Raw genomic sequence first — 22,596 nt, 5'->3', positions numbered from 1 at the left:
TCGTTATCTTTTGAAAAATGTTTTGAACTATCTCTGGAAGTTATGGCAAAATATGCACTCATAGTAGCGGGTGGCAGCGGAACCCGTATGAACAATGATACTCCTAAACAATTCCTCGAAATTCTTGGAAAGCCAATCTTGATGCATACTATTTCAAGGTTTCACCTTTTTTCGCCCCTGATCAAAATTGTCTTGGTATTGCCCAAAGACGAAATAGATTACTGGAAGCACCTCGAGAGTCAACACAAATTTGATCATGATTACAAGATTGTGGCAGGTGGCAAAACACGTTTTCAATCGGTAAAGAAAGGATTGACTGCTATTGAGGCTGATGCTGACGATGTGGCGCCTGGTATGCAAAGCACAGTAGCTATTCATGATGGAGTTCGCCCGTTGGTAGCCGTCAAAACCATTGCACTCAGTCACGTAGAAGCATCTAACAATGGCTGTGCCATTGCCTCAGTAGCTCTTAAAGATTCCATTCGTGAGGTGAAACCAGACGGTGGCACCAAGGCAATCAACCGGGATAACTTCAGACTAATGCAAACTCCCCAGACTTTTAGGGTAAACGCCATTAAAGCAGCTTACGAAATAGAAGAAACACCCGACCTGACCGATGACGCCAGTGTATTTGAGAAAGCCGGACATGCAGTCCACCTTATCAATGGATCATACCAAAATATTAAAATTACTACCCCCGAAGATTTGGCAATAGCCAAAGCAATATTGGATGAGTCGCATAAATAACCTTGAAAGTGGTTGGGAACTGTGCTCGGTATGCCAACTGGCGGTTCCTGCCACTCATTTACAAAAATTTGCTACCAAAGATGCTCAAGGCAATATCGAGCATCAATACTATTGCTATGATAAAGAGCTGTGCCGTAAGTTTTTGGAACTCAAGGAGCCTCCTGCCCCCGCCTCGTAGTAGGTATCACCCTGACGCTTTTCATTTACAACAATTTTTCTTTTCATTAGGTTATGTATATTTTGCAGAAATGCGCCAAAAGCTTCGTTTATACAATAGTATTCAACGACTGTGTTTACTATCAATACTCCGCAGTGATTTTAGTCAAAGTTGTTTGCTGGTTCTCAGTTATTTACGAATTTAAAAACTATTTAATTGGGTGTTTGGGCGTAAAACCGACACACTTTTAAAAATAAATTGAGTAAGCAATCTTAATATAAAATACTGGTTTACAGCATTTAACAAGGTAAACATTTACTCGAATCAGCTACCGACTAAATACTATGGACTATTGTACTATACCACCGCATAGATAATATTTGATATTAAACCCACTAAAATATGCTCATCAACTTTTTTTATCTTCTGAGAAACAACGGTTTACCTGTAAGCCTGAGAGAACACCTGACCTTGATTGAAGCACTAAGTAAGGGAGTCATTGAATACAACGTAGATGATTTTTATGCCTTAAGTAGGTCTATATTGGTCAAACATGAGAAAAACCTCGATAAGTTTGATCAGCTGTTTGGTTTGTTTATGCAAGGGGTACACAACCAAAGTATCGAACAGTTGGTAGAAATTCCGAAAGAGTGGCTGGAGAACCTGGGGGCACGCGATTTTACCGAAGAAGAGAAAGCCCTAATTGAGGCAATGGGGGGACTAGAAGCGTTAATGGAACGTTTTAAAGAATTGATGGAGCAACAAAAAGAAAGACACCAAGGGGGCAACACCTGGATAGGTACTATGGGCACTTCGCCGTTTGGCGCCAATGGCTACAACCCTGAGGGGGTGCGTATAGGGCAAAAAGAGGGACGACACGGGAGGGCGACCAAGGTGTGGGACAAACGTACTTACAAAAACCTGGACGACAATGTAGAGCTTAACACCCGTAATATGAAGATGGCTTTGCGCCGATTGCGTATATTGACTCGTGAGGGGGTGCAGGATGAGCTGGACATTAATACTACCATTAAAAAAACTTCTAAAAATGGGGGCTGGCTAGACCTGGAAATGGTACCTATAAAAAAGAACAATGTGAAGGTGTTGATTTTGTTTGATATTGGGGGGTCTATGGATAGTTATATTCATTTGTGCGAGAAGTTTTTCTCTGCTGCCAAGTATGAGTTCAAACATCTTGAGTTTTATTATTTTCATAATTGCCTGTACGAATACGTCTGGAAAGACAACCGCCGTCGTCATGAAGAACGCATTCCCACTTATGAGATTTTCAATAAATACAATAAAGACTATAAGGTGATTTTGGTGGGTGACGCCACTATGGGACCTTATGAGGTAACCGCACAATATGGTAGTGTAGAGCATTATAATGAAGAATCGGGCAAGGTTTGGCTCGAACGCCTGAAAGAGAACTATCCAAATTATATCTGGCTCAACCCTACCGATCATAAGTACTGGGAGTATACCCCGTCTATTGAACAAATCAAGGAGATCATGAAAGACCGAATGTATCCGCTTACGCTGGATGGGCTTACGCAGGCAATGCGAGGGCTCAAGGATAAAAAGCTTAAGTTTGAGGGTTAGTCATTGGCTTTTTTAACTTCATTTATAGGTTGGAGGGTTGTAGTGCTATTGGCTCGTTGCCAATTTGCAAATACAAGAAAAACGAGTGAGGGTTACTCATTAAAGAACATCCAGTCGCTGGCACCTAAAAAATTTCTACTACTTATGACTGCTAAAGACGAAGATAAAACTGACCATGAGCAAATAAACAAGATACGGTCGTTGATTTATACCCAGCAACCTGCCAATATAGAGCTTGCCTTCCAACTGATGGTAAACGTAGTAGCAATGCCTCCAGATCAGGCGTTGCGGATATTGTTTGTGGAACTGTTGACGTTGCGTGAGCACACCGGATGCAGTGGTAAACTGGATGATCCTTTTGTTGACTTTATGATTTATGGGGTGCAAGTCCGCTATTTTTGGGACCGCAACGGCATTTATTATTATACTCAAGGCAAAAAACACTGTTTGCTCGAAATGGACAGATATCACCTGTTACACGTCAGTAACATCCGTGAACGTTGTGTACAACACTTTCACCAACACTTGTACCAATTTGGGTATTTGGTAGCACAGCAAATGAAGAAGTGATTTTTTTAATTACGAATAGACTAATTACGAATTTGAGAATTACGAATTACGAATTACGAATTAGCGCGAAGCGAGGCTAAAGCTCATCGTAGCTCAAGAAAAAGCTAAAGGATAAAAGCCAATCGTAGTTCAAGAAAAAGCTAAAGGATAAAAGCCAATCGTAGTTCAAGAAAAAGCTAAAGGATAAAAGTCAATTGTAGTTCAAGAAAAAGCTAAAGGCTCAGAAAAAACTTGAAGCTATAACTATCCTCAACGCTCAAACCAACCCACTACTTCGTTGTTTTCAAAAGGGTTAGAATTGATATATGTCAGGTGAGTTTCGTAAAAGATGTCTTGCTTATTTGCCACAAATACTGGTGGGGGTTTTACCATATTTACGTCCCAATGAATGCCCACATACCGCTGAAAATCTTCGTGTACCTGCCACTCCCTCTCTAGTTGCTCGGTTGAAAGCTCTACAATAGCGTATCGCCTGAACCAATCGTCCTGAGTCCAGTTTTCTTTGATGAGTTCAAACCAAAAAAACTGCGTGGCTATTTGTAGTATTCCTGTCATGGGAGCATCCCAATAATCCCCAATCCATATTACCTGATATTCGTCTTGACTGTATTTTTTCAATGCTTTGGGGGGGCGAGTATTTCTTAACTCTTTTAACTTCATAGACTTAGTAAACTCCCTCACAAGCATTTTTGTTCGGCACGCCAGTAATTGGCTTACCCAATAGCTATGGGTAGAGAAACGGATAAATGGGGCAAATGGGATGCCTTGAAACATACATACAATGCCTGTTTTTGACAAGAAGGTTCTATTTCTATTAAACTTTAGGGCTTTGTTTTTTCGTTTTTACTAACAGGTCAATTATGGATTTTTTTTCGTTTATTGGATTAGGATTTTTAACCGCTATGATGGCATTGCTTTATATGACCAGGCGCGTCAAGAAAAAGTAAATAACCTCAGTGGTCTTAAGGCTTTGATGGTAATTTAGAATGAAAATAGTATATTTGATAGTGAGGTAAAAATCAAACTATGAGAATACAACAACTGGTTCATTATTTTAAAGATTGTTATCAGGCAGACCAGCGCGAGGCTACTGTTTGGAATCTTTTTGATAAAAAAATAGAGCATAAAAACGTTACTGACAAACAAGAGCAATTGCTCAATCAAAATCTTCCTCAGGAATATATCCCGCTTGACAAAGCACAGCACATCGAAAAAGAACTACAACTTTATCAGCGGGAAAAATCGCTGTATTACTTTGCTTTTTTTGTAACGGGTCATAACCCCAACGAACACATTGGACCCCGAAAACTTTGCGCTCCCTTGCTTTATTACCCCGCCGAATTAGTCAAAAAAAAAGAAGATTATTATGTAAAAATAGACTTTAGCAAACAGCAAGTAAACTATCCCTTGTTGGCAATGCTCAACCAACCAGATCATAATGTGGAAGAGATTTTTAAGCAAATTCCACAAGAAGCCATCACTTTTACCGAAGCCAAAGAATTGACAGATGTGCTCAAAAAATATTGGACTGAGGTAAATTTTGAGGAAATGTATCGCTATCCAGAAGATTTACTGACCGAAGAAGCGCTCAAAAAATTGATAAAATCGAAAATACTGCGCTTGGTGCCAGCCAGTGCCGCAGGTGTTATGATGAGCTCAAACACGACCCGTGGAGTAATCAATGAACTAGGGCTCATTGGCAATAGTGATCAGTTTTCGAGTGCGCTCAAGGCATTGTTTGGTGAAGCTCCTCCCGCCCACTACCCTCCTCCTAAGCCATCGCTGGTGCCCTCGGTGCTCAGCAAAGCCCAGAAAAAAGTATTGGCTATGGCACAATGTCACCCGCTAAGCATTGTAGTAGGACCACCAGGCACGGGCAAGACTTATACTATAGCTGCCCTTGCTACTGACCACCTCACCAGGGGCGAGTCGGTGTTGATTGCCTCGCAAATGAATCATGCTGTAGATGTAGTAGGTGATAAAATAGAACAACAACTGGGGTTTAAAAATGGGGTAATTCGCGGCGGTAAAAGCCAGTACATGAAAGACCTTAAACTGTATATTAAGAATATTCTGAGTGGCATTGGTATTCCTGACCCTGGTCAGGTGCCCGAAGCAAAAAAGAAGTACCAACAAATGGGTAACCGTTTGCAAACCATTGAGCAAGAAATACAAGCCCTTGAGGTATTGTTTGACCAAAGAGTAAATGAGGAGATAAAATGGGGAAACTTTATTGCTGCCAACAACCAGGCAAAAAACCTAATCAAGCGCTGGATTGTCAACTTTAAAACCAACCGAATACGCAATAAAAGCACTGAACGTCCTATTCACTGGGAACTGGTGTCGAAGCTTGAGGGATTGCTGGCACAGCGTACTAAACTACTGAAAGAGTATATTCACTTGGGCTACCAACTTAAATTAGTAGATGTAATCAGGTTTAAACGCAAAGACCTGAGTAATTTCCTGAAGGCTATCAAGGCACGCAAAGGGCACAAACAAGCACAGCTTTTTGACAGCATCGATTTTGACACTATACTAAGTACTTTTCCTATTTGGTTGGTTAACCTTTCAGACGTGAGCAATGTGTTGCCGCTTCGCCAAGATATGTTTGATGTGGCCATTATTGACGAAGCTTCGCAGTGTGACATTGCCAGTTGTTTGGCGATTTTGCAGCGTGCCAAAAGGGTGGTCATTGTGGGTGACCCTTCGCAATTGCGCCATGTATCGTTTTTGTCAGAGGCCAGGCAAAATTTTTTACGTAAGCAACATCATTTAGACAATGAAACCGTTTTTGATCTTGACTACCGAAATCAAAGTGTTCTGGATGCAGTAAATGGCTCTATAGAAACCCAGGATGCCATCACGTTTTTGGATGAACACTACCGTAGCTTGCCTGAAATCATCAATTTTAGTAACAAGTTTTTTTATCAAAACAGGCTCAACCTTATGACCCAAACCCCTCATAATGAAAGGGTGAAAAGTTTGCAACTATTGACCAATGAAGGAGAACGCAGCCCCAAAGGTTACAATGAAGGAGAGTCGGAGATGATTATTGCCCGCATAAAAAAGACTGTTGAAAACGAGCAAATTTTATCAAAAGACATTTGTCACAGTATAGGGGTGCTGTCACCATTTAGGGCACAGGTTGACTATTTGACCAAGCGTATTTCAGAGGAAATTTCACTGGCCTCGCTCAAAAAACATAACCTGATGGTGGGCACTGCGCACTCGTTTCAAGGAGAAGAGCGCGACATGATGTTTATCTCATTTGTAGTAGATCAACACTCGGCAAGTGGCTCGTTTGTACACATCAACAAAGAGGACTTATTTAATGTAGCAATTACCCGCGCCCGTGCCAAGCAGTTTGTAGTTACTTCGGCCGCCCCTCAAGAGTTAAAAAACCAAACTTTGCTTAAGCAGTACTTAAGCTATGTGGTAGATGAGGAAAAAAACTTCAGCCGTAACTATGATCCGTCAGGAGCTCATTGTACTTTTGCCGATGAGGTAGAAACGGCACTACAGTCACTAAAGTATCATTGCTTTCGTTCTTACCCTATTGCCGGGCTCGACATTGACATTGTGGTACAAGACAAACATAAAACAATGGGTATCAACCTGATAGGGTTTCCAGGTATTTACGAAAATGCATTTACACTAGAACGTTATAAGATATTAAGCAGGGCTGGTGTGCCCATTGTTCCTCTCCCTTACCTTACCTGGAAATACGACCAGGCAAAATGTATAGAGGTGATTGAAGCTACACTTAGAAAGTTAAAATAACTGCCTTATGAAGCTGTTTTAAGGGTCTAATTAGAGGTTTTAAGGAAAAAATCATTTTTGGAGGCACCTAAACAATGGGCAAAGAAAGGAAAAGCACAAGACTGGTTGGAGGAGCTTATATCAAACTACGGCTTTCTGACAGCCGCCACTCTATACATGGTTTTTGTATAGGTTTCATATTTTTCCATTTCATAATTTCCTCTCAATTCTTCTTCTACAATCTTGCGCAAAGTTGGTTTAAGTTCCTGAGGACTTACGGCCTTTTGCATACGAATGGTTAAAACACGGTAATGAGCATCAAATGATTGATCTTTGAGTATAGTATGATTATTATTAGTCAACATAGCGAAGTAAACTTAAATTTAACAAAGATGAATAGGTTATGATATATGCAAATCACAAACCAAAAACCCTAATATACGCAATATAATTCGGTAATTCACTAAAAAATCCAAATACTAACACTCATCTATACCTTATACAACATAACTGCTATAATCAAATAACCAACTAAGGTATTTTATAAATCACTCATTATCAAGTACCTTACTTCCCTCCTACTACTATCTCATACATTTCTTCGGTACGCAAATATTTATTGGCTAGTTCCATCAAGTCTTCTGGGGTAATGTTTTTAAGTACTTCAAAGTAATTGTCGTAAAAACTATAGTCCAACCCGTGAAAGTGCAACCCTTTGAACACATCAGCAAGGGCAAAAGGGGAATTAATGGTGCTGGTAAGTGTGCCTGACATATAGTTTTTTACAAGGCTCAGCTCTTCTTCGGGCACCAGTTCAGTGCGCATGCGCTTCGATTCTTTATGAATTTCGTCTATAGTATGTTGGGTAAACTCTTTGCGTACATCGGTCATAATACCGTAATAAGCTGCTTGTTCCAGCAATGCTACCCTGGCATAAATACCATAAGTATAGCCTTTATCTTCGCGGATGTTGCTCATTAGTCGTGAGCCAAAATAGCCGCCAAAAATTTCATTGAGAATGATGAACCTGGAGTATTCGGGGTGGCTTTTGGTAAATATGAGCCCTCCCATACGTATAGACGACTGGGTAGCATTTTCGCGGACGTCTAAATGCAACTGTTGCTCTGAAGGCATTGGGGTAGGCACTACCTTGGGCGGGTGCAGTAAAAACTCTGACAAGTTGATCCCACCAAAATATTTGTTCAGCACCTTGAGCACCTCCTCGTTGGCATCACCCGACACAATAATATCACAAGGGTTGTTTTTAATGTATTTATGGTAAAACCCCTGCAAATCTTCGCGGCTTACTTCATCTATAGCGGCTTCGGTTAGGTCTAACCCATAGGGGTGTCTGCCAAACAATACTCGACTCATTTTGCGTGACGCCCTAAAACCATTACGCTTAAGGTTAAGCAGCAGGTTTTGGCGAGTAATGTTCTTAAAACTATCCAGTTCTTTTTCAGGAAAAGTAGCTTCGTTGAGCAATTCTGTAATTAAAACCAACAACTTATCGAGGTACTTCGACAAGGTGTATACAATAACTCCTATACGATCAGGCCCTGGTTTAAATTCGATAAACGCTCCGTATTGATCAATATATTCGCTTATTTGGTGCGTATTGCGGGTACTTGTACCCTCACGCAACATCTTGATTACAAAAAATGAGGTCGCAAGTTTAGGGTCAATCAAAGCCCCTGCTTTAAAAAATAGCTCCACCCTAAGCACTGGCTGCCCTCCGGCGTTGATCAAGTGTACAGGTATGCCATTGTCGAGGTATTGGGTCTTGGCTTGCAATATAGGCACCTTGTCAGCAACGTGAAAGGCGGGGGGTTGTGATCTGTCTAACATAGTTCGTCGTTTTTGTACTCGTCTGATGATTCTAACACACGGCTTATCTTCAGGTGCTTAATTTCAATAGTCCGTAGCACCCACAGGGGCAAGCTTTAAGCGACAAGTCGCAAGCTACACCCTGCTCTATAAACAACTAACAAATTCATAGTATGCTTATTTTCAGTGGCTTATGGATTTATTAGTTAAAAATCCATAGCGGATTCGAGTAAATATTTACTCAATTAATATCTGTAAACCGAACTTGTGAGCTCAACGAAGTTAATCAGCGGTGTATGTAAAAATTGTGTACTCGCTTTATTTTTAAAAGGGCGTTGGGGCGTATGCCTAAACACGCAGTTAAATGGTTTTTAAATTTATAATAGACTGATAATCAACTTTGACTAAAATCACTGCGGAGTATTGTAATTCTAAATTAAGCAAATAAAAAACCCTTCTCCAAACGGAGAAGGGTTCAGGTAAGTTTTTCCTGTACTTTGTAATAAACTATTTCTTGTCTTTGCCACCCAGGTTAAACAAAATTGAGAAGCGAAGTGTTTCTGCCAATGGGTTGGTTTCTCTTTGTGGTAGCAAATAAGCTGCATCAAAACCAAGTTTTTTATAACGCAGACCTACCCCTACAGTAAAGTACTTACGATCACCTTTTTGAGCGTGTTCGTTGTAATACCCTACACGAGCCGCAAATAAATCGTTGTACCAATACTCTATTCCGGTAGCAATGATAAATTCTTTCAGTTCTTCGCTAAAACCTCCTGGGGCATCAGCAAATGATCCAAACATACCACTCAACAAAGTTTTATCGCGAGGGCTGGTACCAGAGATAATGTTTCCTTGGCTGTCTACCTGAGGTGGAGTGGGTACCATTAACTTGTTAAAGTCTAAAGCAACGGTAAATTTATTAAATTCGTCGATGTTCAGAGTAAAAGCAGAACCTAAACGAAGGTTGGTAGGAATAAAATCTCTTTCGTTTTTGTTGGTATAAGAGATTTTGGCACCAATGTTAGAAATGTTTGCCCCAAAAGCCAGGTTTGACTCCATTCCACTTACCGTCAAATCGGTTTTGTAAAATACAGCTATATCGGCAGCGACTGTGTTTCCAGCTTTGGTTTCTTGTTGGTTCGCCAAAATCAAATCGGCCGAAAGGTTGGAGTGAATATAGCGTCCACTTACTGCTACCCCTAGCTTTTCAGAAAGTTTACGTGAGTAGGTCAGGGTAGCTGCTAGTTCGTTGGGCACAAAATCACGGATTATCCCCCCTTGATTATCGGTAAACTGAATACTACCTAAATTGAAATATCTTAGTGAAAAACCAAATGCCTGACGGTTATCCAGTTTGTAATAGGCAGACAAATAAGACAACGACATGTCGTTTACGAGCTTACGCAACCAAGGAGTGAAAGAAAGGGAAGCACCTATTTTGCCTTCGGCAAAAACCAGCTTTGCCGGGTTCCAATAAATACTGTTTACATCAGCAGTAGTAGCTACTCCTACATCTCCCATACCAGCAGCGCGGGCATCAGGTGAAATAGATAAAAAAGGTACAGCAGTGGTGATGGGTCTTGACACTGTATCTTGCCCTATAAATGCGGCTGTCTGACTAAATGATTGGGAAGAACCCAAAGCTACCATAAAGGCAGCCACTAATAAAACTACACGTCTATGAAATTTCATTGTGATTTGGTTTTTATAATACTTTTGCAAATATACTTTTTTTGTTGGGAATTTTAGGCAAAAAGATGACATGTATACTTTTTGTATACTTTTCTCAGGGGGTTTTATGCCTTTATTCCCCCCTAAAGTTAATTAGTCGCTAATATTTGTTATAAAATTATCAGGGATAAAGCCGTGTACTTTGCTGTTTGTGAACTTGTTATTGGTAAGTTGGTGCTAATCTAACACTACTAACCTTCGCACAACAAACTCTTCGGCACCATCGGTAACAGAACGTGCCGTGATCTTGTATACATACACTCCTTGAGGTATTTTTTTGCCTTGTTTGTCCAAGCCATCCCACACTCCCTCAAAACGAGTCAGCGCCTTGCTGGTAGTGTATTGCAGTTTTTTTACGTGTTGTCCATTGCGGTTATAAATCTGAATGGTTACTTCGAGGGCTTCACCCGCCCGGTTGTGGTCAAAACGAAAAGTAGTCGCCTGATTAAATGGGTTGGGATAATTCATTACCTCGTTTATTGCCATTACAGCATTGTCGGTTACAACAAAATCGATGCTTGCTTCGCTTGAGTTGTTGTGGGTGTCCCACACTTTTACTACTACCGTATGCTTCCCTTTGGCAAGGTCACGTACAGGGTATTGCACTACCCCCTCTTGATAAGTGTCCAGGTTACCTTCGTAAAAATCGTTCAGAATCCAAGGGTTTTCCAGGTCACCATCCAACACCGCCGTCATTTCGTGTCCTACTCCGGTTTGGGCAATGTTCAGCCCATTTTCGTCGCTCAATTTGGCAATCAAAGTAGCCGATGGCTGTACCACACCCCCATTCACAAAAGTTTCATCGTTCATAAACAGAGTAATAGCCGGGGGGGTATCGTCGGGGGTAATAGAAGCACTGGTGCCACCAATGATTACATCGGTTTTGGCTCCCTGGGCATCATTGACTCCATCGTTTGCCTGGGCATAAAAGCTCCACTTCCCTTCTCCAAACTTATAATCAATGTCTTTGGGTACAATGAAGGTAAAAGTAAACTTACCTGCCTTCACACTGGCCTTACCCACAAATATTTTGTTGTTCTGTGCCTTAAACTGAATACGGCTACTCTCGGTTCCCAGGGTGGTTAGCTCTTGCGCTTTGTCAAATATGGTAATGTCTAGTACTCCCTCAAATCCATCGAGCAAAATATCTTGCGCATTTGTCACCTCCCCTTCTACAGTCACTTTGTCCAGCGCACTTATGGTATTCACTACTTGCCCCGTATTGGCATTGGTTATTTTAGTCACGGCCACTTTATGTTTAGGATAAGCCAATCGTAATGATGGATCGCCCAGTAAGGCAAAGTTACGATTAATGGCTCCATTCAAGCTGTTGTTTTTGGTCTTGATCATTAGGTCACCCAAACGAGGCATTGCTCCGTCAATGGGTTTAAACACTTCAGCATAAAAAGCTTTGCTCAATAAAAAATTAGTGCTCGAATACACCGGCCGGGTGGTAGTAATGAGCCCAATGCCTCCGCCTTTGGGGTTGAGCAAAATATATTCGGCACCTGCCACCCTCAAGGGGTCGTCATAACGCCCAAACTCACAAGTAGCCGTTACAAACAAAGGGAGGTTATGGTAGTTTTCCCAATCATTGATTTGCGGCACATTCAGCAGCTTTTCTTCTGCCCAGCCAATTTCCCCGCCGTGTCCGGTATAGTTTACAATGAGGGCTCCCTTTTCTACATTTTGGGTAAGGGCTTCTTTCAACGTGGGAGCAAGCTCGCCGTTGGGGGTAGATACTTGCTCGAACGCGTCTAAAAACAACTTGCTCACATTGAAGTTCTTATGGTTGTTTCTAATGTCTTCGGCAAGCACATCTGCATCTAATTGGTGAATATTTACATCGCCATCGTCTGCCACAAACACCACCCGGTTACGCCAACTCCCCAAATTAGATTGGTTATTGGCGTACCCAATGAGTTTAGTTACTACATTAGCTGCCTCTTCGAGTGTTTTTACGGGCAAGCGCCCAATGCCAATTTCCAGCGTGTGGTCGCCCAAAGAGGTTTCTGTCCATTCGCCTTCACTTGCTTCAAGAAACCCAAAATAATCGTCGGAAGAATGACTCAATATAGGATGCAACGATTCGCGCGATTCATAGATAGGGACAAAATTGGTATTGTTTGCTACTCGATCTTTATAGTCGAAAGAGGCATCGCCAAACAGCAACAGGTACTTAAATACTTGAGAATCGCGCAGGTAAAGCATTCGGGCAAAATCGCGCAAAGCAGTTACATCTTGTTTGCCCGACGAGAACTCATTGTAAACCTGGGAAAGTTTGACTACAGTCACGCTCAAACCATCATTGGTGCGCCTAAAGGCGGCCAGGCGTTCGGCTTCGCTCAAAAACACTTCTGGGACAATAATCACCAAATTGGTAGGGAGCAAAGCATGTAGGTTTTGGTTGGGCAGTGTTTGTACCGACTCAGGGGTGGGAAAATCACTGCCCTGAAAAACCACAAATTGTTTCAACGCAGTGGCAGTACTTGCTCCAAACACCGCATTGCTCCCACTTAAGGTATAAGGTTGGTTTACAGGGTGTAATGGGTTGCTAATATCCCAAACAATGGCACCATTGCCCACGTTGGCTACCGAAAAAGCAGTCAAAGGTTGCTCCAGGCTGGCTATAGCCCTAAAGGTAGTTTGGTTATTATATAGCTGTAATTGCCGTTGATAATTTACCCGCAGGTAATTTAAATAACCTGAGGAGCTTCCTCCGTTTTTATCGTACAACAGGTCAATGGTTAATTGACTCAATCCGGATAGTTGGCTGGTGTTCAGGGTGAAGTCCCTTACATTGTTGATCCCTTTTACATCATAAGTGCCCGTGGGTTGGGCAGCTATTGACTGAGTACCCAAAGTAACACCATTGAGCGATACAGAAAACTTGGTGTCCAATGCTGAACGCCCCATCACAAAAGAAGTAAGTGTAAGCGGGGCATTGGCTAACAAACCAGGAGTGTCAAAAGTAAAGCTCTGATTCGTTTCAAAATCAAAAACTTCGCCGTACCATTCTCTGCCTGAACCTTGTTCCAAAATAGTTCGTTCGTCTTTTTCATATACTTGATAGTCGTCGTAAGTAGTCAGGGTTTGGGTAGTACCACTTAGGTTTTCCTGTGACTGTACCCTTTTGCCCTCATTGCTGCCTATAGTCAAAAAACAAAACACTGAATCAGAATAAATATTTTGGGTATGTTCAAATAGTTTGTTGGTGGCGTTATAGGTCCACTCTACGGCTCCCTGGGCATAAAACAAAATATAATCATTGGCGTCAAAGTTCCCGTCGTCTTGCCCCGCTACCCATATTGAGTTTTCCTGCAGATCGTCTACACGGGAAGCACTATTGGATTGAGGCAACATGCCCCCTACATTGCCATACAGTTGTATGTTTCGGGGGTTAATGTTATCTACATCTACTCCAGCATCTTTCAAAAAATTATAGTCTATTTTATAAATACCTTGTTGGGTAGTACCTATTTTATACCAAGTACCTGTACCCAACACCGACGAGGAGGCAAAATTTTGTGCCTGGGTAGGGTGTTGAAAAAGCAGCAGGCAGGCAAAAATAAGTGAAGTGATATATTTCATAGGTGTTTGCTAAATTATTATTTTTTTTATTGTGCTGGCTTTCAGCAATTTAAGCGATGATCCAGTCAAAACTATTTTTTACGGCATTCATTTATGCAACCCTTGCCATGGGGCAAGTGTCATTGATGATGTAAACCTAAGCGCCCTTTCATCAATACGTTTGTTTTTACAAAAATACTTGTTGTCAAACATTTTAGTTCCTGTATCAGGAATATTTTTTTGAGCAGAAGTTTTAAAAACTTAGTTGGAGATTTTAGTTTTATAAAACAAGTTTTAAAAATATAGTCACGTCTACTAAAAATATCAATGAAAAAAAACGCGAAAAATAAAGGACAAAAAAGCAAGCAACTCACCAAGGCAGAGGAACAGGTAATGAAAGTTTTGTGGAAACTGGAAAAAGCTTTTATCAAAGAAATCATTGCCGATATACCCGTGGCGCCTGGCAAAAACAAACCCGCCTACAGTACAGTGTCTACTATAGTAAGGTTGCTTGAAGAAAAGGGTTTTGTCACACACCAGACTTTTGGCAACACTTATCGTTATGAGCCATTGGTAAAAAAAGAAGAGTATACCAGCTTTTGGTTAGACCGCTTCATGACTGATTATTTCGGAGGATCTTTTGCTCGTTTGGCGTCATTTTTTGCCAAAGACAAAAACGTGGACATATCAGACATTGAAGATATTTTGGAAGATATAGACAAGAACCTTAAACAAAAAAATGATGATGAAAGAAAGAAATAACCACGCTGAGCCAAAGCGTGACATTGCCCGATATTTTTTAGTAATTCCCTTGGTTATTCTGGCGGGTTGGCTTTTGCAGCGAAGCCCCCTGTTTGGTTCGCACAATGACAACGAATCAGCGATTGCTCAAGTAAGTCAACAAGAACGACTGGAAGCCCTTCAACAACAGCAAGAAGAAGAAGTTGAACGTCAACGCGAGCAAAACTTCAGATTGGATGTTGACCTCAATGGCGAAAAGATTACGATTGAAAATACAGCCGATTTAGAAAGGTTAGGAAAGGAGTTTGAGCAAATGGGCAAAGAGTTTGAAAAAATGGGGGAGCACTTTGAGAAAGATTTCAAGGAAACCTTGGTAAAAGAACTCAATAAGGGAATTCAGGAATGGAAAAAGGAGGATTTACCAGCGCTCAAAAGAAAACTAAAAAAGCTTAAGAAAGAGCTGGGCAAAGAGCTTAGGAAAAACCTGAACCACGAACTCAAAAATATAGATACCAGAGACTTAGACAAGCACGAAAAGGAATTGCTTAAAAATATTAGTGAGCTGGTAAAAAGCCTCAATGACGATTAGAATATTTCGCCAAGTATTGAGCGCCGAAGCAGAATTAAACACATTTAATAAATAGGTGTAACTATCACACTATAAAATAGTTAGCCTTACTTGTAGCTGACTACCTGCCGTGGCTTATGCCACCCACTACTATTTTATTAAAAAACCATTGAATACCATGAACGATTGGATAATATACCTTATAAAAGTAAACCTAAGCTTGTTGTTTTTATATGCTTTTTATCTCATCTTCTTAAAAAAAGAGACGAGTTTTCACTTAAACCGTGCCTATTTGCTGATAGGCTTGGGAGTGGCACTTGCGGTACCATTGTTACACATCAAGTTGCCAAAAAAATCGGTGCCAATTCATATAAGACAGTGGCAACCGCTTGCAGTAAGCTCTCCAGTGGTTGCCTCCAAAAAAACAACTACCTCTGTTGTTCATAATAAAAAATTACTTCTAACAACTCAGCATCAAGCTTCTGGTAAAACAACCCACCAGACAACAACCAAGGCTACTACTCCTTCAATCAATTGGTGGAACACATGGCTAGGGCTGTACATTGCAGGAGTAGTGGTGTGTCTAACACTTTTTACCTATCGGTTGGTGCGCATCATACGGGTCGTTGCAGGTGCCCAAGTAATGCCACAAAACCATTACAAAGTAGTGTTTACTTATGGTAAGTTGCCCATGCTGTCGTTTTTCAACTATTTGTTTTGGGACAATACCCTAAAACTTACTCCCGAACAAAGAGCACAAGTTATTGCCCACGAAGCAGCGCACATTCAACAAAAACATACTATAGATGTCCTGTTGATGGAGTTGTTTTGTGCGGTGTTTTGGTACAACCCAGTAGTGTACTGGTGGCGGAATGCCTTGCGTGAAAATCACGAGTTTGTAGCCGATCGGGCGGTGATCAAACAGCAAGACGCCCACAGTTATGCCATGTTGTTACTTAGCCAAAGTTTGGGCAGTGTGCCTCAGTTTACTTTGGGAAACCGTTTAGTTCAATCGCAAATTAAAAAAAGAGTAAATATGATGACCAAGAAAACCATGTATCGAAAAATCTATTGGAAATACGCCCTCATATTGCCTATGTTGGCTTGCCTGGGCATTGGGTTCGGCCAGGTATCGTTTGGGCAAAGTGTTGCCTTGAGCAGTAGTGCTTTGGTAGCGCATCAGTTGGCCTCAGGCAAGGCAGTAAAACCAGCCTCTACTAGTAGTCAGCAGGTAACAAACCTATCCACTCCGCCCAAAGTCCTTATCAAGGAAATGGTAAAACAAAGAATAAAGGAAGAGTTAGCCTTGCTTGCCGCAGTAGTGGATACCCCGGGTAAAAAAACCAGCAAAATGCGCCGTTTAAATAAATATTCTCACCACAAAGATCGTCATTACCGAAAAATAGACAGTGAGGATGATTATGTAGAAATGGAGGCTAACATCAAAGGGACCGACTATGAGGTACGTTTTGACAAAGCCGGAAAAGTAAAACGCTTGTATGTAGATGGCAAAAAAATAAAGTCAGGGAAATTTAAAAAGTACAAAACAACTACTGACAGTATGTGGCAAGACTGGATAGCCCTAAAGGATGGGCTGAAAGAGCTGAGTGTATCGCTCAAAAACATGGGCAAAGATCTTAAACGTAGCTTACGAAAAACGAGCAAAGACCTAAGCAATATTGACCTTGAAAACGAACTTGACCTGGGCGATTTGCTCAAGCCTGTGATTGGTCTAAGCCTCGATGTAACCAGTGATGTATTGAAAAACCTCAAGGTGGATCTAAAAGACCTAAAAAAGGATTTGAAAATAGACCTGAAAGACTTTAAAAAAGACCTCAAAGAAGCATTAAAAGAACTGAAGAACTTCAAGTTTGAGTTGGAAGATGAGGACGATAATGATGATTAATCGTATATAATTCATACTATTAGTTCAAGCATACCCGTTAAAAGAACTTAACGGGTATTCTACTATCTGACTGGAAAAGAGCCTTCTATTTTTTTATAAAGTTGTAGAATCTCTGAACAAATCTTACCTTGACACGGTAAAACAAACTATGATAATGTTTCCATACTTTTAAAACTACACTCCATCATGAAAAGGCATATTTTCCTGCTTGGTTTTTTTTTGCTCACTCTTGTCCATGACACCAAAGCACAAAAAAAAATATATAGCACTCACACAGGTCAGGTCACCCTATTTTTAAATTCTAACCTTGCCCTCATTCAGGCGGTCAATAAATCTGTGACTTCTGCCTTTAATCGCAAAAACAACGAAGTGTCTTTCATTATTCCCACCAATAAGTTTCGCTTTAGCAACCCTGTGATGCAGCAACCTTTTAACGAAACCTACCTCGAAGCCAGCAAATACCCCCACTCTACTTTTAAAGGTAAAGTAAAAGAAAAGATCAATTTTGAAATTAGTTCTCCTCAGAAAGTAACCGTGGTGGGCTACCTTAAAATGCACGGCGTAAAGAGAAAGCGTTCTATTCCGGCGACTATCGTAGTAAAAAACAACAAAATCAGTTGCTTTAGTCGTTTTCAGGTCAATACCAAAGATCATCAGATCAAAATACCTCAGGCCTTGTTTAAGGATGGAAAAAATGTAGTGGAGATTAATTTAATTGCCAAATATGATTAGGAGGCAAAGACCTGATTGAAAATATACTGCCTGACAACATGCGCACAAACCCTCTCAAATCAAGTAATTTGGGAGGGTTTGTGTGGTTTTGGCAAAATCTTCTTTCCAACACAGGCAACGTTTCCTTCACTTGAGTTGTAACAACATAAAACAAGTTGGTTTTTGACTATATTTCTTTACTTTGCACAAAACTCAATATACTTGCCCCCATTATGTCAAACAGGATTCAATACATACGGTTTTACGGATTGCTACTCATTTTTTTATGGGCTACCTCAGCACAACTACAGGCACAGGGCTGTAGCGATGCCGGGTTTTGCACGATGGGTGCCATGAAGCCCGATCAACATTTTAACCAAAAAATAAGGCTGCGTTTACGCTCGGTAGAACTGAGTCACTATCTGGGCGTTACCAAATTTGATAACCTTATTTTGGCGTATACTGTAGATTTTAACATAGGTTTTAATGACAAAACCAATTTACAGGTAAAGTTGCCTTATCAATACGCCCAGGGGCGCTTAGGCAGCAACCACGGAATAGGTGATGTGTCGTTGAGTTTTAGTTACAATCTCGTTAACAAAGAAAAATTTCAGATAAACGCTACACTGGGTACCAAAATACCTACAGGCACTCCCAATGCACAGTCTGAGTCAGGCAGGGCACTGCCTATGTATTACCAAAACACCCTAGGCACGTATGACTTGATTGCCGGAATTTCGCTGATTAGCCGAAATTGGTTGATTGCTACGGGGTATCAACGCGCGTTGAATAATGTAAATAATCAGTTTTTATGGGGCAAATGGGCAGGAAGCGAAAATTTTATCTGGGCTGAGCACTACCCTCGGTCACGCAAACTGTTTAGAGGTGATGATTTTATGTTAAGAGTAGAGTATAACTTGCGCTTTTCACGCATCAACTTTAACACAGGTTTGTTGGCTATTTACCGTCCCAATCAAGATAAAATCACTTTGGGAGAACGCACCATCAATGTAGATGGCAGCGATGGGCTGGCGCTTACTTATTTGGCAGGTATGGGATTTAGGTTTAATACTCGCTCAGCCATTAAAGTAGGGGTAGGCTTCAGATTGATCCGTCGCGCTCAAAACCCCGATGGACTTTCACGCGAATTTGTAAACACAGTAGGGTATGTGTTCAATTTTTAATAAAATTGTCCCCAAACCAACCAAGGCTTGTTTTTATAACCTAAAAGAAGCACCAAACTGTACATTTCGTTTCATTTGAGGGTTGTATACCAAGTCCACGTCTAGTCCATCAGAACCAATGCCTGCGTACTCAGCATCAAATACATTTCTTATTTTCAGAAATACGCCCAGGTTTTTGCTTAGCTGATAACGCCCAATAAAGTCCAGGTTATAATAGCCCGCAATTTTGAAATCTGAGGCTTGCGCTCTGGGGACAAAACGCCTTACCCAATCGGTCATAAAGACATTCTCAAAACGAAAGTAAGTATGCTTAAACGGTTCTATTGAAAAGTTCAACTGTCCCATAAACTTAGGCACCATTCTGGGCACACTGATTTCTTCGTTTTCTTCGTTGGGCAATACCTCTGAACCTTCAGCATAATTTAGGTACACATCGGCATTGAACTTGAGCAATGGCCACAGGTTGGACAAGCGTACAGCCAATTGCAGCCCATACAAATCGCTTCGGCTGTTTACATCATTTACGGCTGAACGGGTTCGGAAACTATTCTGTGCTTGAAACTGTGACACCGCATTGGCACCGTATATGGCAGTATCTAATGGAATCAGGCTTTGGGTAATTAACTGATCTATTCGGCTATAGTATCCTGTCAGGTCAAAATCTATATTGCTATTGAGTGTATAGCGTACTCCTACCTCATAACTCGTAACAAACTCTGGCGATAGATCTTCGTTGGGCACTCGTTCGTATTGTACCAGGTTGGGTACTCTGGTGCCATTGAATATTACAGGTAAGGCTAACGAAGAGTAGGTATTGCGGGCACTGGGAGCTTTGAAAGCCCTGCCATAAGACGCCCTTACCGAAAGGTTATCGCTGAACTTATACAACACTGCCACCCTGGGATAAAAAGTACCCACTACATTGGCTGAGTCTACATTGGTAGTAAATTCAGACGATGCATCTTCGCGTACTCCTGCAATTAGTGTAAGGTTATCGCGTTGATAGAGCAATTGGGCAAAATACCCGGTAATAGTGTGCAAAATGGGATTGTCGCCAAAATGCCCAAAAACGGCATGAGGGGGGCGTTGGGTAGTACTAAATGCCCGGTAGTCGTTAGGATTAAAAGGTGTATCGGATTCATTGACTGGAGGCAAATTGCCTGAAAGAGTGGCAGAAAAACCTGCGGTAACTTCCATGTATTTATTGATGGAATAAGTGCCTAGCGCTTCAAAAAATAAATCATCGGAAGCCTCGTAAGTATATGCCCTTGAGCTGGCAAAACTGGCATAGTTTACTCCATAAGTAGAGCCTACGTCCATCCTGTACTTAAGATAAGACGCATTGACAGTAAGCGCAAACCGTTGCCAGGCTTTGTTATAGCTTAAAGTAGTGCGCTCTATACGGTCGGCTATGTAATTGTCAGGGTGGGCATAAGAAAATATGTCGGGGCTTCTGCCCAAAGAACTGTGGTTGCTACGAAAGAGGTTATTGTAACTAAAAGTAAAATCCCGATATTCCAGTTGTATGCCAAACAGCGAGCTTTCCTGGGGCAATGCGTTCACCAAACCTTTGTTTGCATCGCCTTGGTAGTAAGGGTAAGTCGCCTGAATACTATCCAACACTTGGTCAGGGTTGGTGTTGAGCAACCTTAAATAGTTGACCTGATCACTCGACATACGTTTAGAAGCAAAAAAGTGGGGAAGAGGGCTAAATACATTGCCTTTGTATGAAAACTCACTACTCAACTGCCCTACCAATTCTACCTCTTTGTTATGGCGAATGTTTAGATCATCGCGTTTGCCACGATTGCCATAAAAAGTGTATTTGAGTATGTTTTTGTTTTTACCTACCTTGCCTCCTGCCATAAAATTCACGTGTTGGTAGCCATATTCACCTAAAGTAACATTGGCTTGCGCAAATGAGCAACTAGAGGGAGAGTCGGTAATAATATTAATGACTCCAGTCATGGCGTCAGCCCCATACACTGCAGAAGCTGGTCCATAAATAATTTCTATTTGCCGCGCCTGAGCAATGGGTAGTTGCGCTCCAATGGCGATTCCTCCTGCCACACTAGGTTGGATAGGAATGTTATTGATGAGTATTTTGGTATAATAATTACCTATTTGCCCCCTAAAAAGAAATGTTTCTCCGTCGAGTCCCGACCCTGGTTGCGATACTCGTACCCCTGGTACCGCTTTCATAACGTCAACCAAGGTTATATAACCATTTTTCCGGATTTCTTCTTGAGTTACTACGTGGATAGTCACCGGCAGGTCTTTTATTCTTTTGCTCGACCTACTCGCAGAAACAACCTCTACATTGGTAGAAGCACGCCCTGCAATAATATCTTGAGCCTTCAATACATCTAATGGAATAGTATTCAGGCGATTGGTATCAGACTGAGCATAAATTGCCAGGTTCAACAGCAATGATGCGAAGCTACATATAATGATTTTTTTCATTACCTCTCTCTTATGCAGACACATTTAATATTTACTCTCTATTAACAAAAACTATATAGATCAATAGTTCACAGCCCTGACAGGGTTTTAGGGGCCAGGCAATAGGTTTTTGCCCTAGAACTCATCATAGCAAGCTGCCCCAATGAATTGGGATTTAAAAATAAGTTCAGTTCATAGGCAACTAACAATTAATTTTATCACGAGGCATTTATTTTCAGCCCATGATAGATCGATTTGGTAGTAGACACCCATAGCGTACTCGAAAACTGTTCACTTTATTTATAGGTGTAAAACAGCATCAAAAATATAGTGACGATTGATGAAAGTAAATGAAAAAAAGAACCCATGTGTGTCTCTTCTCAGAAGCAGTATGCTGATATCAATAGCCAATAAGGTGCATGTTCAACTTGGTTTCTTGTATAAAATCCTCGGCTTCTTCCAAAATATCGTCGTCTTCGGTAGGGTAATACCAATTGGCCTCTACCTGCCCACCTTCATCGGCGTATTTTTTCAAAACTTTGAGAATATTTAGAAAGGCTTTAGATGAATTGGTGTTGAAGTAGGTAAGTTTGAAGTCAAACCGAATGGGACGTTTAGACTGAATGTACTCTTCTACCCATTGAATCAAAGGGCGATAAAATTTTTTAGCATCTTGATGATATGACTCTCCTATAATTTCACATACGCCAGTATCTGAGTTAAAATTGACTGTAGGTATAAAATACACTCCCTTATTACCTTTTATAGCTATATCTTTCATGTTTAATTTGGCGCTTTTAGTCTATGAAACATCTAAAAGTTTCATTCACCTAATCAGTTAAGTTATTTAAAAACAGGCAAATGACACAGGAAACAACTTTTCTGCCAGTACCCAGTCTTCAGGTTTTAGAATCAAATTACTGGTTTAATGAGTAATGCCTTGCTGTTTAATTATGTGGTTTTTTTACAGGACACTCTTAGGAATGGACAAAAAACAGTTTTTCCCCAATCAATCGAGACTATGAACTTTTCGTAGCTGTAGCGTTTGCTCCGATACATACCGGAATTCAAAAAGCAAACT

General features: G+C 41.0%; 17 protein-coding genes. 10 read left to right on the top strand and 7 right to left on the bottom strand.

Features of this window, described 5'->3' with window-relative positions:
• Positions 1 to 42: 42 nt before the first annotated feature.
• From M23134_RS29105 to M23134_RS29090, 4 genes are all read left to right on the top strand, one after another.
• Positions 43 to 747: a 2-C-methyl-D-erythritol 4-phosphate cytidylyltransferase gene (locus M23134_RS29105; RefSeq protein WP_002702551.1), complete on the top strand. Its 705-nt coding sequence runs from the start codon at positions 43 to 45 to the stop codon at positions 745 to 747.
• A complete protein-coding gene (locus M23134_RS29100) occupies positions 731 to 925 on the top strand; it encodes a hypothetical protein (protein WP_002702548.1) in 195 nt (64 codons plus the stop codon). The genes M23134_RS29105 and M23134_RS29100 overlap by 17 nt, the downstream gene beginning before the upstream one ends.
• 381 nt (positions 926 to 1,306) lie before the next feature.
• On the top strand, positions 1,307 to 2,506 hold the full coding sequence (locus tag M23134_RS29095) for a vWA domain-containing protein (protein ID WP_002702546.1): 1,200 nt from the start codon (positions 1,307 to 1,309) through the stop codon (positions 2,504 to 2,506).
• A gap of 144 nt (positions 2,507 to 2,650) precedes the next feature.
• A complete protein-coding gene (locus tag M23134_RS29090; RefSeq protein ID WP_002702544.1) occupies positions 2,651 to 3,076 on the top strand; it encodes a hypothetical protein in 426 nt (141 codons plus the stop codon).
• A 249-nt stretch (positions 3,077 to 3,325) separates the two neighbouring features.
• Here M23134_RS29090 and M23134_RS29085 read toward each other — a convergent pair whose 3' ends face one another.
• Complete coding sequence (locus M23134_RS29085; RefSeq protein WP_045114572.1) at positions 3,326 to 3,850, bottom strand: hypothetical protein; 525 nt, start codon at positions 3,848 to 3,850, stop codon at positions 3,326 to 3,328.
• A 252-nt stretch (positions 3,851 to 4,102) separates the two neighbouring features.
• On the opposite strand from M23134_RS29085, the gene M23134_RS29080 reads away from it, so the two are divergent.
• Positions 4,103 to 6,856, top strand: coding sequence for an AAA domain-containing protein (locus M23134_RS29080; RefSeq protein WP_002702541.1), 2,754 nt, complete (start codon positions 4,103 to 4,105; stop codon positions 6,854 to 6,856).
• Between the two features lie 125 nt (positions 6,857 to 6,981).
• Here the strand turns inward: M23134_RS29080 and M23134_RS29075 are convergent, their stop codons facing one another.
• The 4 genes from M23134_RS29075 to porU form a co-directional block, all read right to left on the bottom strand.
• The gene (locus tag M23134_RS29075; RefSeq protein WP_002702537.1) at positions 6,982 to 7,200 is read right to left on the bottom strand and encodes a hypothetical protein; all 219 of its coding nucleotides are present in this window, start codon (positions 7,198 to 7,200) and stop codon (positions 6,982 to 6,984) included.
• Positions 7,201 to 7,402: 202 nt separating this feature from the next.
• Complete coding sequence (locus tag M23134_RS29070; RefSeq protein ID WP_045114571.1) at positions 7,403 to 8,683, bottom strand: M16 family metallopeptidase; 1,281 nt, start codon at positions 8,681 to 8,683, stop codon at positions 7,403 to 7,405.
• Positions 8,684 to 9,169: 486 nt separating this feature from the next.
• Positions 9,170 to 10,354 (bottom strand): type IX secretion system outer membrane channel protein PorV, encoded by a 1,185-nt coding sequence (gene porV / locus M23134_RS29065; RefSeq protein ID WP_045114578.1) that lies wholly within the window; start codon positions 10,352 to 10,354, stop codon positions 9,170 to 9,172.
• A 216-nt stretch (positions 10,355 to 10,570) separates the two neighbouring features.
• Positions 10,571 to 13,984: a type IX secretion system sortase PorU gene (gene porU, locus M23134_RS29060; protein WP_002702531.1), complete on the bottom strand. Its 3,414-nt coding sequence runs from the start codon at positions 13,982 to 13,984 to the stop codon at positions 10,571 to 10,573.
• A 306-nt stretch (positions 13,985 to 14,290) separates the two neighbouring features.
• On the opposite strand from porU, the gene M23134_RS29055 reads away from it, so the two are divergent.
• From M23134_RS29055 to M23134_RS29035, 5 genes are all read left to right on the top strand, one after another.
• On the top strand, positions 14,291 to 14,725 hold the full coding sequence (locus tag M23134_RS29055) for a BlaI/MecI/CopY family transcriptional regulator (RefSeq protein ID WP_002702528.1): 435 nt from the start codon (positions 14,291 to 14,293) through the stop codon (positions 14,723 to 14,725).
• A complete protein-coding gene (locus M23134_RS29050) occupies positions 14,703 to 15,293 on the top strand; it encodes a hypothetical protein (RefSeq protein ID WP_157558705.1) in 591 nt (196 codons plus the stop codon). Before M23134_RS29055 ends, M23134_RS29050 begins: the two co-directional genes overlap by 23 nt.
• A gap of 157 nt (positions 15,294 to 15,450) precedes the next feature.
• Positions 15,451 to 17,178, top strand: a complete 1,728-nt coding sequence (locus tag M23134_RS29045; RefSeq protein ID WP_045114570.1) for a M56 family metallopeptidase — start codon at positions 15,451 to 15,453, stop codon at positions 17,176 to 17,178.
• 186 nt (positions 17,179 to 17,364) lie between these two features.
• Entirely contained in the window at positions 17,365 to 17,910 is a 546-nt protein-coding gene (locus M23134_RS39090; protein ID WP_002702525.1) for a YceI family protein, read from the top strand.
• A gap of 212 nt (positions 17,911 to 18,122) precedes the next feature.
• The gene (locus M23134_RS29035; protein ID WP_045114569.1) at positions 18,123 to 19,073 is read left to right on the top strand and encodes a hypothetical protein; all 951 of its coding nucleotides are present in this window, start codon (positions 18,123 to 18,125) and stop codon (positions 19,071 to 19,073) included.
• Positions 19,074 to 19,106: 33 nt separating this feature from the next.
• Here the strand turns inward: M23134_RS29035 and M23134_RS29030 are convergent, their stop codons facing one another.
• Complete coding sequence (locus M23134_RS29030; RefSeq protein WP_198145107.1) at positions 19,107 to 21,536, bottom strand: TonB-dependent receptor plug domain-containing protein; 2,430 nt, start codon at positions 21,534 to 21,536, stop codon at positions 19,107 to 19,109.
• A 379-nt stretch (positions 21,537 to 21,915) separates the two neighbouring features.
• Complete coding sequence (locus M23134_RS29025; RefSeq protein ID WP_002702511.1) at positions 21,916 to 22,296, bottom strand: DUF1987 domain-containing protein; 381 nt, start codon at positions 22,294 to 22,296, stop codon at positions 21,916 to 21,918.
• Positions 22,297 to 22,596 lie beyond the last annotated feature (300 nt).

Source organism: Microscilla marina ATCC 23134 (assembly GCF_000169175.1).
In the GTDB taxonomy this organism is placed as follows: Bacteria; Bacteroidota; Bacteroidia; order Cytophagales; family Microscillaceae; genus Microscilla; species Microscilla marina.
The sequence above is the reverse complement of the archived record's forward strand: the minus strand, read 5'-3'. Positions and strand labels throughout refer to the sequence as shown.